Genomic DNA, 13,642 nt, shown 5'->3' on the forward strand with positions numbered 1-13,642 from the left:
CCCCTCACCCCTTCCCGCAGATTGACCTGACACTTAACATACTATAGGGGGGTATAGTATGGGACATTTGCACGCCAATAAGGACAACCTCACCGCCCGCGTGCGCCGCATCGCCGGGCAACTGACGGCCATTGAAAAAGCCATCGACGCCGGCGCGCCGTGCGCCAGTGTGCTGCAGCAGGCGGCCGCCGTGCGCGGCGCTGTCAACGGGCTGATGGACCAGCTGATCGAAGAGCATCTGCGCGAACACGTCGCGCGCCCGGACCTGAGCCCCGAAGCCCGCGCCAGCGGCACCGAGGAGCTGCTGGCCGTTATCCGCCGGTACGCCAAATGACGCACACCCCGCACGATCACGTCTATCTGAGCGCCGCCCACGACGCCAATACCCGCCGCACCCTGTGGGTCGTCGGCCTGACCGCCGTGACCATGGTGGGCGAAATCGTAGCCGGTTATCTGACCGGGTCGATGGCCCTGCTGGCCGACGGCTTTCACATGGCGACCCACGCCGGCGCGCTGACCGTGGCGGCGCTGGCCTATCTCTATGCGCGCAAGCACGCCCATGACCGCCGCTACAGCTTCGGGACGGGCAAGGTGGGCGATCTTGCCGGGTTTGCCTCGGCACTGGTGCTCGGCATGGTGTCGCTGGGTATCGCGTTTGAGTCGATCCTGCGCCTGTTTCAGCCGCAAGCCGTGGCCTTTACCGAAGCCACCCTCGTGGCGGTGATCGGCCTGATCATCAACCTGCTCAGCGCCCTGCTGCTGGGGCACGGACATGATCACGGACACGGGCATGACCATAGCCATCACCACGGGCACGCTCACCACCATCATCATAAACATGAACATGAGCATGAGCACGCGCACGGCTCTGCCGACAACAATCTGCGCGCCGCGTATGTGCACGTGCTGGCCGATGCCCTGACCTCCATTCTGGCCATAGCTGCTCTGCTGGCCGGGCGCTTTGTCGGGTGGTGGTGGCTTGATCCGCTGATGGGGGTGGTCGGCGCGGTCGTCATCGCGCGCTGGGCGTGGAGCCTTGTCAAGGACACGTCGGGCGTCCTGCTCGATCGCAGCGACGCGCAGCTTGAGGCCGAAATCCGTGAGTGTGTCGAAACCGACGGTACGACCCTTGCCGACCTGCACGTCTGGCGCATCGGCCCCGCCGCGTGGGCGGCTATCGTCAGCACAGAGGGTCCCGCCGACAGCGCCACCATCCGCACCCGCCTGACCCCTGTGCACGAGATACAGCACCTGACGGTGGAAACGCAGGCCTGAGGGGCTTGCCAGTCCCGGCAAAAGCCGATAACTACGCGTCCCTCACCCCGCCGCGATCCGTCGCAAAGCGTGCCCCTGTGGTGAAATGGTAGACGCGCCGGATTCAAAATCCGGTACCGAGAGGTGTGTCAGTTCGAGTCTGACCAGGGGCACCATTATTTAATGAAATAATGGTTTTTAGTTCGCGCTCAGGCGCAAAGCGCCTTGGCGCCGCGCAGGCTGCACTCCCGTCCATTAACCCCGTTTCTAAGTTCCTTCTTAAGCGATCAGGCACATTATCCACAGGCCGGGTATCGAACGCGCCGGTGACAGGTGGCGTAAGATGATCGCTTTTAATACCGCAGCGGCGGGGGCCCTGAATGCAACGCGGATGTTTGACCGCGCCGCGACGAAGGTGGCTCAGTCCGCCGGGAATGACACCACCGACCTGATCGGGGCCGTGGTCGATCAGTCTCAGGCCCGCACCGCCTTTTCAGCCAATCTGGCCGTGATGAAGACCGCCGAACAGATGACCGGCCGTTTGCTGGATATGAAAATCTAGAGCCTCATGCCGAAAAGTGGACGCCACCTTTCGGATCCACATGAGGCGTTAGAAAAACTTAGAGTCATTCGGCGGCTCAACTGAGCCGCCGAATGACTCTAAGAGCCTAGATCCTCTGCGAAGGGGATTGGCGAAGGGCTCCGTATAAGGGATATCTTTCCTCTAACGGACGGTTACTCCCAATGACAAAGACCCCGCTTCTGATCGCCTGCGCCCTGTTCGCTCTGCCCATGACCGCTCTGGCTCAGACCGACGGCCAAACCCCACCGCCGGGCGGCTGGGGCAATGGCGGCCCCGGCCCGCGCATGACCCCCGATGAGCGCTTCGCCAAAATGGACGTCAATAAGGACGGCTTTATCACCCGCGACGAGTTCAAGGGTCGCCGCCCCGAAATGTTCGACATGATGGACGCCAACAAGGACGGTAAGCTGACCAAGGACGAAATGGTTGCCTTCATGAAGGCCCGGATGGAAAAGGGGCCGCGTAAGGAGGCCACCGCGTCTTCGTCCGCACCGGGAGGGAACTGAGCCCATGCGCCCCATAGCCCTCAGCCTGATGGCCGCCGGCCTGATGATGGCAGCCACTCCGGTATTCGCTCAGGCCACCCTGTGGCAGGAACGCATGCAGGAACACCGCAAGCGCGCCGACGAAATGCGTGAGAAGTTCGAGGAGCGTCTGTTCAAACGCGCCGACAGCAATCAGGACAACTTCATCTCACGCGAAGAGTTCCTGAAACAGGCCAATGAGCGTTTTGACCGCCTCGACGTCAATAAGGACGGCAAGCTGTCGCGCGAAGAAGTCCGCGCCGAACTAAAAGGCCCCAAGCGCCCGCCGGAGCCCAAGGACAAGTGATGCGCGATACGGTCGGTGATGCGCAGCTTATGCGGCTGACGGCGGAAGGCGATGCCGCCGCCTTCCGTCAGCTCGTGGCGCGTCACCTGCCGCGTGCGCACGCCGTGGCCTATCGCGTCCTGCTCAACCGGGAGGACGCCGAAGACGCCGTGCAGGCGGCCTTCACCAAGGTGTGGGCCCATGCCGGGCGTTATGAGCCGGAGCGCTCGGCCTTTTCGACCTGGCTGTACACAATTGTGACCCGCGCCTGCCTCGATCGGGCGCGGCGTTTCAAGCCCAAAACCCAGTCTATCGACGACTGGGCCGAGGCGCTGAGCGATGGCGACCCGGACGCCGAGACGCAACTGTCGCAACAGCAGGCCGCCGGGGCCGTGCGCGCCGCCGTGGCGCAACTGCCGCTCAATCAGCGTATGGCCGTGGCGCTGTGCTATTTCGAAGGCTTCAGCAATGCCGAGGCCGCCCAGAGCCTCAATATGAGCGTCAAGGCGGTGGAATCGCTGCTCGTGCGGGCAAGACGGCAGTTGAAGAGTGTGTTAGGAGTAAAGGATGACTGAGTTCGAGCGCACATTGCAGCAGTGGAAGACCCCGCAACCGGCGACGGGATTGTCCGACCGCATCGCGCGTGAGGCCATGCGCCAGCCGCAGGGCTTTGCCTGGCGCGAAGTGGCGCAGCGCAGCCTGACCGAATGGCGCTATGGTCTGGTCTATAAGGCCGCCGCTCTGGCCGCCTGTGTCGTCATCGGCGTTGGCGTGTCGGTCAGCCTGAACCCGCCCGCCGCTCATGAGGCCGATCTCGACGAACTGGCCTTTATTGTCGGTATCTGAGCCGCGCTATAATTCTGCCGCTTATTGGCGTTAGGATGTCACCTTGAACCGGAGGTGACCTCATGCGTAAGACCCTGATCTGGCTGATCCCCGCCCTGAGCCTGTCGGCCCTGCCCGCTGCGGCCGAAACCGTTGCGCCGCCTAAGACCGCCGCCGAAAAACAGGCCCTGCGCAGCCGGCTTGAGGCCGAAGTCGATAGGCAGTTCCGCAAGACCGACAGCAACAGGGACGGCAAGATTTCGCGCGCCGAACTGACAGCGGTCAGCCCCAAAAATGCCGCCTATTTCGATCTGGTCGATACGAACCGTGACGGCACCCTCAGCCGCGAAGAACTGAGCGCCGTGGCCAGCCTGATGTTCGAAAACTGGGTGACGAAGAACGGTTAGACCGCCTTTACCGTGCGGATCGAGAACTGCGACACCAGCTTGGACACGCCCGGCATGGTCGAAAGCACGTCGCGGTGCACGTCCTCATAGGACAGGCTTTCGCGCAACACGATTTTCAGCAGGTAGTCCGCCTCACCCGACATCAGGTGGCATTCTTCGACGGCAGCGATCTGCACCACCGCCTTTTCAAACTTTTCGAAGGTTTCGCGGCGCTGGTCCTGAAGTGTTACGTGCACGAAGACCATGCCCTGCTTGCCATGCACGCTTTCGGCGATGACCGCGCGGTAGCCGGTGATGATGCCGCGCTGTTCCAGCAGCTTGACGCGACGGTGCGCTGCCGACGGGCTTAGACCCACCTTTTCCCCCAGTTCCGCCGCCGTGGCCCGCGCGTCATTGCGCAAAACCTTGATCAGCTCGCGGTCAAAAGAATCGAGATCGGAAAATTTATCAGCGTTCGCCATGGAATTGAGAATATATCCCGCAAATCGGCAGCACAAGCCACATAATTGCAAGAAAATCCATCGAAATTCGTATCATTATCTACCACATAAGCGCACGCCGAAAAGTGGATCCCGGTTTTCGGGGTTTCGTGCGCGCCGAACTAAAACGTGATCACAAAAGTGACGGAGGAATCCCATGAAAATCAGCGTGCCGAAGGAAATCAAGAACCACGAATACCGCGTCGGGCTGACGCCGGGGAGCGTGGCCGAACTCACCCACCACGGGCATCAGGTGTTTGTCGAAACGCAGGCTGGGGCCGGCATCGGTTTCAGTGATGCCGACTATCAGGCCGCCGGAGCCACGATCGTGGATACCGCCGAAGCGACGTTTGCGGCGGGTGACCTGATCGTCAAGGTCAAGGAACCGCAACTGCACGAATGCGCCTGGCTGAAACCGCATCAGACTCTGTTCACCTATCTGCACCTCGCCGCCGACAAACCGCAGGCCGAGGCGCTGATGGCGTCAGGCGCCACCTGCATCGCCTACGAGACGGTGACCGAGACGCAGGGCGGCCTGCCGTTGCTGCGCCCCATGTCGGAAGTGGCGGGGCGTATTTCGGTGCATGTCGGGGCCAGCTATCTGCACAAGGCCTATGGCGGGCGCGGCGTGCTGATAGGCGGCGTGCCGGGCGTCGAACCGGCGAAGGTCGTCATCATCGGCGCGGGCGTTGCGGGTATCAACGCGGCGCAGATGGCCGCCGGGCTTCAGGCAGACGTGACCGTATTTGACGTCTCGGCGCACAAGCTGATCGAGATCGACCGCCTGTTCCACGGCCGCGTCAAGACCGCCTATTCGGCACGCGCCGCTCTGGCCGCGGCCGTGGCCGAGGCCGATCTGGTCATCGGCGCGGTGCTGATCCCCGGCGCGGCCGCCCCCAAGCTGGTGACGCGCGACATGCTCAAGACCATGAAGCCCGGCGCGGTGATGGTCGATATCGCCATTGATCAGGGCGGCTGCTTTGAAACCTCCCACCCGACCACGCATCAGGATCCGATCTTCCTCGTCGATGGTATTGTGCACTATTGCGTCGCCAACATGCCGGGGGCGGTGGCGCGCACCTCGACTCTGGCGCTCAATAACGCCACCCTGCCCTTCGTGATCAAGATGGCAAAGCTGGGCGTCGCCGAAGCGCTGAGCGCCGATGCGCACCTGAAGGCCGGGCTCAATGTCGCGGGCGGGCATATCCGCCACGCCGCCGTGGCCGAGGCGCTCAGCCTGCCGTTTGTTGCCTGATACCCAGGGTCATTGGAAATGACCCTGGGTATGCCTTTCAAGCCTGTCTCATGTCTTTGATACATATGAGACAGTCTCGGTTTTTCAACGGACGGATGCGGTCAGCATCTTCGGCCGTTGGCATGACAGGGTGCGGCGTCCTGCCGCACCTTCGGGCGGCTTTTTTCACCCGCAAAGTCTGGCAATCCGGCCCGCGCACCCTATCTACAGCTTACCAGTCGGTCAGACGTCCCCCCCCCCTGAACTGTCCGGCTGAAGATGGCGCTTGAGACTTCCCCCCTGGTCTCAAGCGCCTTATTTTTTGCCTTGTCTTCGCCTACCGCGGCCAGGGCGGCAGAGCATGGGTCATCAGGTGCCAAAGGTTATAACGCGCCGCCTGTGCCGGACGCGCATTGTTGCGGTCCGTCGGTTCGGGCAAGACCACGGCGGGCGAGGTCTTCATCGTCTGCCCCGGATAATAGTCCATGTGATCGAAATCACGGTCCACCGCCGGATCGAGCCACAGAAAGGTCGAGGGGATCTGATAATTGGCGACATTGGCCGGGCGCGGGCTGGCCCCTGTTCGCCCCAACGCGGCCGTGAGCGGTGCGTCGATCTCCCCAAAGGCCGTTGCCGCGAAATTACCGGGCGGATAGGCCAGCATCAGCACCTTGTCCGCGCGTGAGGCCAGTACGGAGATCCGTTCGGCCTTAACCTCCACGCCCTTATAGCGCTTGGCAAAGGCGTCGGCATTGACCGCCGGGGCCGTCAGACACACTTCGCGGAAGGGGCGCTTGACCGCCTTGAGGCACTCCAGTCCCACACGCGCCCCCAGACTGTGTGAGATGAAGTTCACCTCCGCCGCCGCACCGCAATGGGTATCGACAAATTCAGCCAGCCGCGTGCCCGCCGCCCTGGCATCCTTGTGCTCCCACATATAGTTGATGGGCGTGGCCGACTCGCCGGGCCACAGTACGCCGATCACCAGATAGCTTTCATTGAGGCTGAGGAACTGCCGCACCCCGGCCAGAGCGTTGAAACTATCCCGGAATCGCACATTGTAGCCGTGTGTCACAAAGACCAGCCGCCGGTTGGCCACATGGGCCGACAGAAGGGCCACATCTGGATAGGTCTGCACCCCGGCGGCGAAGGGCTCGATCACCTTCCCATCCGGTTTGCTGACGTAATGCAGCCGGGCGCTTTTCAGATCAGCCACCGTCGTTGTTCCCGGATCGGGGCCGCCGCGCACATCGAAAAACCACACGGCCTAACCCTTGTTCGTTACGGTTTTCAGGGCATCGCTGGCTGCCCGCAGGGCCGAGGTCAGGTCCTTGGCAATCGGGGCCAGAGGCACAGCCAGCAGGCCGAGAAGGGTCGCGCCCGCCCACACCACGCCGTCCGGCACCGTGGCGTCCGCATAAGCAAAGGCTGCGCCACAAACCAGCGCCAGCAGGATCGACACCCCCGCCGCCGATAACCGGGCCTTGGCGCGATAGTCATGGTCGGCCAGCTCAAACGCCGCCTCCAGCCGCGCCCGCACCAGCGCATCAAACCGCCCCAGTGCATCGAAGGCCTGTTGCGTTTTCACCGGATCAAAGAGAACAGGCGGCACCGCTGCCTCTACACCACCCGCCGGAGAGGGGGGCGGTGGCGGATTGCGGATCAGCGTGACGGCGTCTTTCAGGCTGCTGACATCGACGGCCCCTTCGCCTCTGGCCAGGGTCGCCCCCGCATTCAGCAGACGATCCAGAAGCGCCTGCGGGTTGTCGTCGTTCAGTCCCAGACGCACCATGGCGATGACCGTATTAATCTGCTGATCACGCGGCGTCCCGTTGAGCCAGTAACCCCGCAGCACCGGCTCCCATTGCGGCCCCAGCGCCACGCGCAGCGCCGGCTCCAGCGCCTCATAAACCGCCCGGATATGCCTGTAGCCGCAGGCCGACACGCCTCCATTGGGCAACAGACCGCGCGACGCATCGACCAGCGCCGAGGCGGCCGTGCCGACCGCGCCGGTGGCCAGGATCACGGCTCCGACATGCTCGATAAGCTGAGTAGCGACTGTGGAATCGGCCATGACATCCCCCGCTTGATAAATGCAACCTTAAGATGATAACCCCATTATAAATCGTCTGTAAAGCTTGCTTTGTGGTCTTATCCTTGTCACAGGCTCACACAGGGAGGACAGATAATGACCGATATTTTTGCGGCCACGCTCGACGATCTGCCGCGCGTACAGGCGCTGGCGCGCGACATCTGGCCGGAATGTTTTGCGGGCATCCTGCCGCCCGACCGCATCGGCCCGATGGTCGAGGCCATCTACGCGCTGGACACCCTGCGCGACGACATGCAGGTACGCGGCCATCGCTACTGGCTGGCGCAGGTCGATGGGCACGACGCCGGCTACGTCTCCGCCTATCAGGAGGGTGCGCGCCTGTGGCTGAAGAAGCTTTATCTGCGCCACACCTGCCGCGGCGAAGGCACGGGTAAGGCGCTGATCGCGACCGTCCTGAAGGCTTTTCCCGACGCCCGTGAACTGGCCCTCTATGTCAATGACGGTAATGCGCCGGCCATCGCCTTCTACCAGGCGCAGGGCTTTGAGATAGAGGCCACGGTCCCCGTGCGCATGGGGCCGTTCGACTTCACGGACCATGTTATGCGCAAGGCGCTCTGATCCGATCCGAACACGCCCTGAAATAATATTTCACATGCCGTGAATTTCATGGCACCTTGTCCACAGGCGTACATCGCCAGCATGGAGGAATGGACACAGGGAAGACCTAAAGGCGCCCTGTTCGGGTGGTACGACGCGAGCCGCTGCCCAGGAAACGGAGGTCACAGATGCCGAACCCCCCGAAAATCCGCCGCATTCGCACGGACGAGCTGTTTATCGTGCGCGATCTGGCCATGCTGATCTGGCCGCGCCTCTACCGCAACGTCGTCTCACCCGTGCAGATGGACGCCATTATCAGCGCTCTTTTCGATCTAGACACGCTGGAAGAAGATATGGACGACCGCGGCCATATCTATTGGGTCGCCGAAGTCAACGGCAAGCCCGTGGGTTTCCTGTCCGCCGCTGCCGAAGCCGATCACGTCAGCGTCCATAAGGTCTATGTCCTCGAGGACTACCGCGGCTGCGGCATCGGTAAGGCCCTGATGCAGGCCGCCCTCGGCCATTTCGAAGACACCCGCACCCTGTCACTGATCGTCCCCAAGGACCACGACCACGGTATCGGCTTTTCGCTGAAGTCCGGCTTCACCTTCGATCACGAAGAACCCACCCGCGTCGGCGGCTATGACCTGACCAACTACGTCATGCGCAAAAGCCTTGATACCGCGGTAACATCGTAGGGTCAGAATTCTGGATTTCAGATTCCGGGGTTCAGGTTCTGGGGCCAACTGGCCCCAAACCCCGCAACGCCCCCTTTATACTTCCCTGCCTTTGGCGGGGAGGGGGACCGTGCCGGCAGGGCGGGGTGGTAGGGTGTCTTCCTTCAATAATGCCAGCAGTTCCCAAAAAAATAGCGCTAAGAGCCCGCCCGCGTCAGCGCCTCCAGCGACGGCCCGCCCAGCCAAGCCTTCCAAACGAAGACCAGCGCCCCGTGCAGCAGCACCGCCGGCCATAACGACCCGGTACGCCAGCGCATCAGCGCGCACCCCAGCCCGATCAGCCAGGCATTGAGCAAAAAGGCCGGCTGCAAAAAGAAGCCCGCGCCCGGCAACAACACCAACGCCTCAAACACGTGCCACAGTACGAAGATCAGCGTGGCCATGCCGATCCACAGGACGGGCCGCCTCGTCTCCGCCTGCGCCGGGATCATCAGACCGCGAAAAGCCAGTTCTTCGCTGAATGCCGGAACCAGCATCACACTGAACCACAACCCCAGTAAACCCGCCTGAGGCGACGCGACCCGTAATATACCGCTGCCGAAGCCGATCACCGCCACGGTCAGCGTCACCGCCGCCGACACCCCCGCGCACCACGCCCAGTCCTTCGGCGACGGCCAGACGATCAGGCTGCGCCCGGCGCCCGTTACCCGCTCGCGGATCAGGCGCAAAGGCGTCATTTGTTCGCCTCGGCCTCCTGCGCCGCCTTGTGCACGGCCAGTAGCGCCTTGCCCTTGCTCTTATCGGCCCCGGTCATCTGCCCCTCCAGTGCCTTGAGCTTCTCTTTCGCCTCTTCATTCTTTTTCTCGGCCGACAGGCTGTACCACGCGAAGGCGCTGCCGCGATCCTGCGCCATACCCATGGCGTTTTCTGCCATAATCCCCAGTTGCAGCATGGCCGATCCATGCCCCTTCAACGCCGCCTTTTCAAACCAGCTTTTGGCATCCGAATAAGAGGTCTTTACCGACAACCCTTTGAGGAACATGTAGCCGACATAGTACTGCGCATTGCTATCGTCCTGATCCGCCGCCTTGCGGAACCACTTATAGGCCTGATCATTATCGGCTTCGAGGAACTCGCCGGCAAAGTACATGTAACCAAGGCTGTATTGCGCCTGCGCATTGTCCTGCATGGCCGAGAGGCCGAACCATTTGAAGGCCTCGGCCAGGTCCGGTTCGACGTCCTTACCGTAATAATAGACGTCACCCAGTTCGTACTGCGCGTTGTCATCGCCCAATTTCGCTGCCTTGATCAGCCATTCCCGGCTTTTGGCCGCGTGCTTGCTCAGGCCTCCGCGTCCCTCATCGTAAAAGACAAAAACCTTATAGGCCGCGCCGGCCTGATCCTTGGCGGCCGCCTGCTGATACCATTTCAGCGCCTCGGCATCGCTCTTGTCGCGGCCTTCGCCATATTCGTACATGATCCCCAGATCGTACATGGCGTCGGCGTCACCCTTGTCCGCCGCCGTGCGATAATGCTCATAGGCGGCCGCGAAATCGACCTTTTCACCATGCAGGCCCAGCACCGCAATATTGCCCAGTTGCGCGTGCGCCCCGGCATGACCCTGCGCGGCGGCCTTTTTATACCATTCGATGGCCTTGGCATTGTCTTCGGCGACGCCATAGCCGCCGTCGTAGTAGAAGGCGGTGCGGAACTGCGCTTCGGCCATCCCGGCCTCAGCGGCTTTTTGCGCCCATGTGAAGGCCTCGGTCCAGTTGCGCTCCACCCCCTTGCCCGTGAAATAGAGCAGGCCCAGCGCGTACATCGCCACCGGGTCACCCTTTTCGGCGGCGTCCTTTACGGTCTCAAACGGCTTATCGGAGAAGGCTGTCGGCGCGGGCTTATCAAAGGCCTGAGCGGCCAGCGCCGCATCGCCCACGAACAGGCCACCCGCAATCAACAGCGCGGAACAGAAGATTTTCAGAGACATAGGAGGCTCCCCCCGGAACGATAACACCTCTCCCTTGTGCCAAACCTGCGCCGGAAAATCCAGTCCGATCCGATTAGGGTCTCAGCTTAACAAAAGGTAACCTTGTCCCCCTTTTGCAAGCGCCCAATTTCGCCTATGTGTAGAGCCTACACACCGGGCTTTAAGGGAGCTACCCTCGTGATCAAGCTGAAGCGTATTCTGGGTCTGTTTGCCGTCGCGGCCGCCGCCGTAAGCCTGACGGCCTGCGACGTAAACCGCATCCCCACCCAGGAAGAAAACGCCAAACGTGCCTTCTCCGACGTGCAGGACGCCTATCAGCGCCGCAATGATCTGGTGCCGAACCTCGTCTCGACCGTGCAGGGCGCGGCTATTGCCGAACGCGGCACCCTGACCGAAGTGGTTGAGGCGCGCGCGAAGGCCACCAGCGTTACTGTCGATGCCTCGACCCTAACCGACCCGGCCAAGTTCCAGCAGTTCCAGCAGGCGCAAGACGGCATGTCTTCTGCGCTCGGCCGTCTGATGGTCGTGGTGGAACGTTATCCGGACCTCAAGAGCCAGCAGAACTTCACGACCCTGATGTCGCAGCTTGAAGGCGCGGAAAACCGCATCTCTATCGCGCGCCGCGATTTCAATGCCGCGGCCCAGACCTACAACACCACCCTGCGCTCCTTCCCGCAGAATATCCTGGCCTCGACCATCCATTCCGGCTCCAAGCCGATGGAGTATTTCAAGGCCGCGCCGGGTGCCGACAAGGCCCCGAAGGTGGACTTTTCGGGGCTAAATAACGCCGAAGCCTCCAAGTAAACGCCTGAACGGAAGGCCGTCCCATGTCTCTCCCCGCCTCCGCCCTGCGGATCAGGACCGCATGGACGGCCTTTATACTTGTCTGTCTGGCCCTGTGGGCCTCCGCGGCCTTCGCTGCGCCGGACTTCCCCAAGCTGACCGGGCGCGTCGTCGATCAGGCTGAGCTTCTGACCCCCGAAGTCGAGGCAGACCTGACCGCCAAGCTGGCGGGCCTCGAAAACGCCACCACGGATCAGGTGGTCGTCGTCACGGTCAGCAGCCTTCAGGGCTATGACATCGCCGATTACGGCTATCAGTTGGGCCGCGCCTGGGGCATCGGTCAGAAAGAGGCCCGCGCCACACCGGGCGCCGAGTCCGAAGCGGGCGGCCAGTTCAAGAACAACGGCGTCCTGCTGATCGTTGCGCCTAATGAGCGCAAGGTTCGTATCGAGGTCGGTTACGGCCTCGAACCGGTCATTACCGACGCCTACTCATCGCTGATCATTCAGAATGCTATCCTGCCGGCCTTCCGCGACGGCGATTACCCGACCGGTATCGTCAAGGGCACGGACGAGATCATCGCCCAGCTTTCGGCCGATCGCGGCACCGCCATCGAAAAGGCGCGTCAGATCGAGCATCAGCCGGTCCACAAGGGCGAACGCTTCCCGGTGTGGATCATCATCGTTGTGGTGCTGTTCCTGCTGATCTTCGGGCGCGGCTGGCTGCCCTTCTTCATCCTTGAGGCCCTGCTGCGCGGCGGCGGTGGCGGCGGCTGGAGCGGCGGCGGCGGGGGTGGTGGCTTCAGCGGGGGCGGCGGCAGCTTCGGCGGCGGTGGTTCGTCGGGTAGCTGGTAGAGGGAAAGACGGACATGCCTTTGAACATCGACCACGCCCGCATCAATGCCGCCATAGCCCGCACCGAAACGCAGACGGCCGGTGAAATCACCTGCGTCATCAAGAAAACGGCGCTCGACTATCCGGAAACGCCGCTGATGTGGGCGGCGGCTTCGGCCTTTATCCTCCCGCTGATCTTTTTGGGCTTAGGCATTTGGCCGCACGACTGGCTGGGGCCGGTCTTAAGCGCCCTTGCCGGGTGGAATGCGCCAAATGTCACGGGCGAATTGCTGGCCGCCGAAGCCATCATCTTCTACGCCCTGACGCAGCTTATCCTGTTTGCCGCCGTCTATCTGCTGGTCAGCGTGCCGAAGGTGACGCTGTGGCTGACGCCGCGCTTTATCACCCGCCGCCGCGCCCATAAAAAGGCGCTGGAGCAGTTTCTGGCGCGCGGCCTGCACCTGACCAAAGCCCATACCGGCGTGATGATCTTCTGCGCGCTTGAGGAACGCTTTGTCGATGTGATTGCAGATGAGGGCATCTATTCGCGCGTGGACAAGAGCGAATGGAACGCCACGGTCGCCGCTCTGGTCAGCCATATCAAAAAGGGCGACTTGACGACCGGGTTTGAGGCCGCCGTCGAACGTTGCGGCGTGGTGCTGAGCACGCACTTCCCGCCGGGTGCTGAGAACACTAACGAATCTCCAGACGTGCTGATCGAGATTTAACCCCAGCGCCAGCGTGTTTTCACTATGGCGACAGCAAATCCTATCACGATTAGTGCCACCTCCGACCACACGAGCCAGTCACGCCACGGCTACTCCAGCTTCGCCTGAAGATTCGCTGGATCGCCAAACACAAAGAAAAGCAGCAAACCCTCGAGGACTAACAGGAGCAAGCCTTGCAATCGAACCGGATACAACACCCCCGCTAAGGGATATTTGACCGAATGAAACCATGAGTCATCATGCGTTTGCTCACGGCGCTCCCACAAAGGTGCTGGCTCTTGCATGATTAATCCCCCTTCGGACTGAAAAGGTAATCCTGTTTCCGAAACCCAGCAAAGCGATTTTCACATCGTCGCTCTCTCTCCTCCCTGTTGCGAAACAATGGGGAGGTG

Annotated in this window: 19 protein-coding genes and 1 tRNA gene; 15 read left to right on the forward strand and 5 right to left on the reverse strand. The window is 62.0% G+C overall.

The genetic code is table 11. The features are described 5' to 3' along the window. Positions 1-58 precede the first annotated feature (58 nt). The 9 genes from PQU94_RS06400 (at position 59) to PQU94_RS06440 (ending at position 3,879) form a co-directional block, all read left to right on the forward strand. The gene (locus PQU94_RS06400) at positions 59-334 is read left to right on the forward strand and encodes a metal/formaldehyde-sensitive transcriptional repressor (protein ID WP_272740638.1); all 276 of its coding nucleotides are present in this window, start codon (positions 59-61) and stop codon (positions 332-334) included. After that, on the forward strand, positions 331-1,275 hold the full coding sequence (gene dmeF / locus PQU94_RS06405) for a CDF family Co(II)/Ni(II) efflux transporter DmeF (RefSeq protein WP_272740639.1): 945 nt from the start codon (positions 331-333) through the stop codon (positions 1,273-1,275). Before PQU94_RS06400 ends, dmeF begins: the two co-directional genes overlap by 4 nt. 71 nt (positions 1,276-1,346) lie before the next feature. Next, positions 1,347-1,430, forward strand: a tRNA-Leu gene (locus PQU94_RS06410). A gap of 167 nt (positions 1,431-1,597) precedes the next feature. Beyond that, positions 1,598-1,816: a hypothetical protein gene (locus PQU94_RS06415; RefSeq protein WP_272740640.1), complete on the forward strand. Its 219-nt coding sequence runs from the start codon at positions 1,598-1,600 to the stop codon at positions 1,814-1,816. A 182-nt stretch (positions 1,817-1,998) separates the two neighbouring features. Beyond that, on the forward strand, positions 1,999-2,343 hold the full coding sequence (locus PQU94_RS06420; RefSeq protein ID WP_272740641.1) for an EF-hand domain-containing protein: 345 nt from the start codon (positions 1,999-2,001) through the stop codon (positions 2,341-2,343). Positions 2,344-2,347: 4 nt separating this feature from the next. Beyond that, on the forward strand, positions 2,348-2,668 hold the full coding sequence (locus PQU94_RS06425; RefSeq protein ID WP_272740642.1) for an EF-hand domain-containing protein: 321 nt from the start codon (positions 2,348-2,350) through the stop codon (positions 2,666-2,668). Next, the gene (locus PQU94_RS06430; protein ID WP_272740643.1) at positions 2,668-3,222 is read left to right on the forward strand and encodes a sigma-70 family RNA polymerase sigma factor; all 555 of its coding nucleotides are present in this window, start codon (positions 2,668-2,670) and stop codon (positions 3,220-3,222) included. Before PQU94_RS06425 ends, PQU94_RS06430 begins: the two co-directional genes overlap by 1 nt. Then, a complete protein-coding gene (locus PQU94_RS06435; protein WP_272740644.1) occupies positions 3,215-3,493 on the forward strand; it encodes a hypothetical protein in 279 nt (92 codons plus the stop codon). Before PQU94_RS06430 ends, PQU94_RS06435 begins: the two co-directional genes overlap by 8 nt. Before the next feature lie 62 nt (positions 3,494-3,555). Beyond that, a complete protein-coding gene (locus PQU94_RS06440; protein WP_272740645.1) occupies positions 3,556-3,879 on the forward strand; it encodes an EF-hand domain-containing protein in 324 nt (107 codons plus the stop codon). Here PQU94_RS06440 and PQU94_RS06445 read toward each other — a convergent pair. After that, positions 3,876-4,340: an Lrp/AsnC family transcriptional regulator gene (locus tag PQU94_RS06445; RefSeq protein WP_013479302.1), complete on the reverse strand. Its 465-nt coding sequence runs from the start codon at positions 4,338-4,340 to the stop codon at positions 3,876-3,878. The genes PQU94_RS06440 and PQU94_RS06445 overlap by 4 nt on opposite strands. Before the next feature lie 175 nt (positions 4,341-4,515). Between PQU94_RS06445 and ald the strand changes: the two genes are divergently transcribed. Next, the gene (gene ald / locus PQU94_RS06450; protein ID WP_272740646.1) at positions 4,516-5,613 is read left to right on the forward strand and encodes an alanine dehydrogenase; all 1,098 of its coding nucleotides are present in this window, start codon (positions 4,516-4,518) and stop codon (positions 5,611-5,613) included. A 316-nt stretch (positions 5,614-5,929) separates the two neighbouring features. On the opposite strand, the gene PQU94_RS06455 is transcribed toward ald, so the two are convergent. Together PQU94_RS06455 and PQU94_RS06460 are read right to left on the reverse strand one after the other, a co-directional pair. Further along, the gene (locus PQU94_RS06455) at positions 5,930-6,856 is read right to left on the reverse strand and encodes an alpha/beta hydrolase (RefSeq protein ID WP_272740647.1); all 927 of its coding nucleotides are present in this window, start codon (positions 6,854-6,856) and stop codon (positions 5,930-5,932) included. Positions 6,857-6,859: 3 nt separating this feature from the next. After that, the gene (locus PQU94_RS06460) at positions 6,860-7,666 is read right to left on the reverse strand and encodes a hypothetical protein (RefSeq protein WP_272740648.1); all 807 of its coding nucleotides are present in this window, start codon (positions 7,664-7,666) and stop codon (positions 6,860-6,862) included. Positions 7,667-7,780: 114 nt separating this feature from the next. Between PQU94_RS06460 and PQU94_RS06465 the strand changes: the two genes are divergently transcribed. Together PQU94_RS06465 and PQU94_RS06470 are read left to right on the forward strand one after the other, a co-directional pair. Continuing rightward, a complete protein-coding gene (locus tag PQU94_RS06465; RefSeq protein ID WP_272740649.1) occupies positions 7,781-8,263 on the forward strand; it encodes a GNAT family N-acetyltransferase in 483 nt (160 codons plus the stop codon). 167 nt (positions 8,264-8,430) lie between these two features. Next, positions 8,431-8,940 carry a GNAT family N-acetyltransferase gene (locus PQU94_RS06470; RefSeq protein ID WP_272740650.1) on the forward strand — a complete coding sequence of 170 codons (510 nt, stop codon included), beginning with the start codon at positions 8,431-8,433 and terminating at the stop codon, positions 8,938-8,940. 176 nt (positions 8,941-9,116) lie between these two features. On the opposite strand, the gene PQU94_RS06475 is transcribed toward PQU94_RS06470, so the two are convergent. Continuing rightward, positions 9,117-9,656 carry a CPBP family glutamic-type intramembrane protease gene (locus tag PQU94_RS06475; protein WP_272740651.1) on the reverse strand — a complete coding sequence of 180 codons (540 nt, stop codon included), beginning with the start codon at positions 9,654-9,656 and terminating at the stop codon, positions 9,117-9,119. Continuing rightward, the gene (locus PQU94_RS06480) at positions 9,653-10,906 is read right to left on the reverse strand and encodes an SEL1-like repeat protein (protein WP_272740652.1); all 1,254 of its coding nucleotides are present in this window, start codon (positions 10,904-10,906) and stop codon (positions 9,653-9,655) included. The genes PQU94_RS06475 and PQU94_RS06480 overlap by 4 nt, the downstream gene beginning before the upstream one ends. A gap of 177 nt (positions 10,907-11,083) precedes the next feature. Between PQU94_RS06480 and PQU94_RS06485 the strand changes: the two genes are divergently transcribed. The 3 genes from PQU94_RS06485 to PQU94_RS06495 are packed head-to-tail and all read left to right on the forward strand — an operon-like array spanning position 11,084 to position 13,250. Next, a complete protein-coding gene (locus PQU94_RS06485) occupies positions 11,084-11,710 on the forward strand; it encodes a LemA family protein (protein ID WP_272740653.1) in 627 nt (208 codons plus the stop codon). 23 nt (positions 11,711-11,733) lie between these two features. Further along, positions 11,734-12,543, forward strand: a complete 810-nt coding sequence (locus PQU94_RS06490) for a TPM domain-containing protein (RefSeq protein WP_272740654.1) — start codon at positions 11,734-11,736, stop codon at positions 12,541-12,543. Between the two features lie 14 nt (positions 12,544-12,557). Then, complete coding sequence (locus PQU94_RS06495; protein ID WP_272740655.1) at positions 12,558-13,250, forward strand: TPM domain-containing protein; 693 nt, start codon at positions 12,558-12,560, stop codon at positions 13,248-13,250. Positions 13,251-13,642: the final 392 nt, after the last annotated feature.

Origin of the sequence: Asticcacaulis currens, from assembly GCF_028550395.1 — a bacterium.
GTDB lineage: Bacteria > Pseudomonadota > Alphaproteobacteria > Caulobacterales > Caulobacteraceae > Asticcacaulis > Asticcacaulis currens.

Bases quoted from the DNA above. Each gene is read 5' to 3' on its own strand.
- PQU94_RS06400 (WP_272740638.1), top strand. From the start codon at position 59: ATGGGACATTTGCACGCCAATAAGGACAACCTCACCGCCCGCGTGCGC.
- PQU94_RS06420 (WP_272740641.1), top strand. From the start codon at position 1,999: ATGACAAAGACCCCGCTTCTGATCGCCTGCGCCCTGTTCGCTCTGCCC.
- ald (WP_272740646.1), top strand. From the start codon at position 4,516: ATGAAAATCAGCGTGCCGAAGGAAATCAAGAACCACGAATACCGCGTC.
- PQU94_RS06425 (WP_272740642.1), top strand. From the start codon at position 2,348: ATGCGCCCCATAGCCCTCAGCCTGATGGCCGCCGGCCTGATGATGGCA.
- PQU94_RS06495 (WP_272740655.1), top strand. From the start codon at position 12,558: ATGCCTTTGAACATCGACCACGCCCGCATCAATGCCGCCATAGCCCGC.
- PQU94_RS06470 (WP_272740650.1), top strand. From the start codon at position 8,431: ATGCCGAACCCCCCGAAAATCCGCCGCATTCGCACGGACGAGCTGTTT.
- PQU94_RS06415 (WP_272740640.1), top strand. From the start codon at position 1,598: ATGATCGCTTTTAATACCGCAGCGGCGGGGGCCCTGAATGCAACGCGG.
- PQU94_RS06435 (WP_272740644.1), top strand. From the start codon at position 3,215: ATGACTGAGTTCGAGCGCACATTGCAGCAGTGGAAGACCCCGCAACCG.
- PQU94_RS06465 (WP_272740649.1), top strand. From the start codon at position 7,781: ATGACCGATATTTTTGCGGCCACGCTCGACGATCTGCCGCGCGTACAG.
- PQU94_RS06490 (WP_272740654.1), top strand. From the start codon at position 11,734: ATGTCTCTCCCCGCCTCCGCCCTGCGGATCAGGACCGCATGGACGGCC.
- PQU94_RS06430 (WP_272740643.1), top strand. From the start codon at position 2,668: ATGCGCGATACGGTCGGTGATGCGCAGCTTATGCGGCTGACGGCGGAA.
- PQU94_RS06460 (WP_272740648.1), bottom strand. From the start codon at position 7,666: ATGGCCGATTCCACAGTCGCTACTCAGCTTATCGAGCATGTCGGAGCC.
- PQU94_RS06475 (WP_272740651.1), bottom strand. From the start codon at position 9,656: ATGACGCCTTTGCGCCTGATCCGCGAGCGGGTAACGGGCGCCGGGCGC.
- PQU94_RS06440 (WP_272740645.1), top strand. From the start codon at position 3,556: ATGCGTAAGACCCTGATCTGGCTGATCCCCGCCCTGAGCCTGTCGGCC.
- PQU94_RS06480 (WP_272740652.1), bottom strand. From the start codon at position 10,906: ATGTCTCTGAAAATCTTCTGTTCCGCGCTGTTGATTGCGGGTGGCCTG.
- dmeF (WP_272740639.1), top strand. From the start codon at position 331: ATGACGCACACCCCGCACGATCACGTCTATCTGAGCGCCGCCCACGAC.
- PQU94_RS06445 (WP_013479302.1), bottom strand. From the start codon at position 4,340: ATGGCGAACGCTGATAAATTTTCCGATCTCGATTCTTTTGACCGCGAG.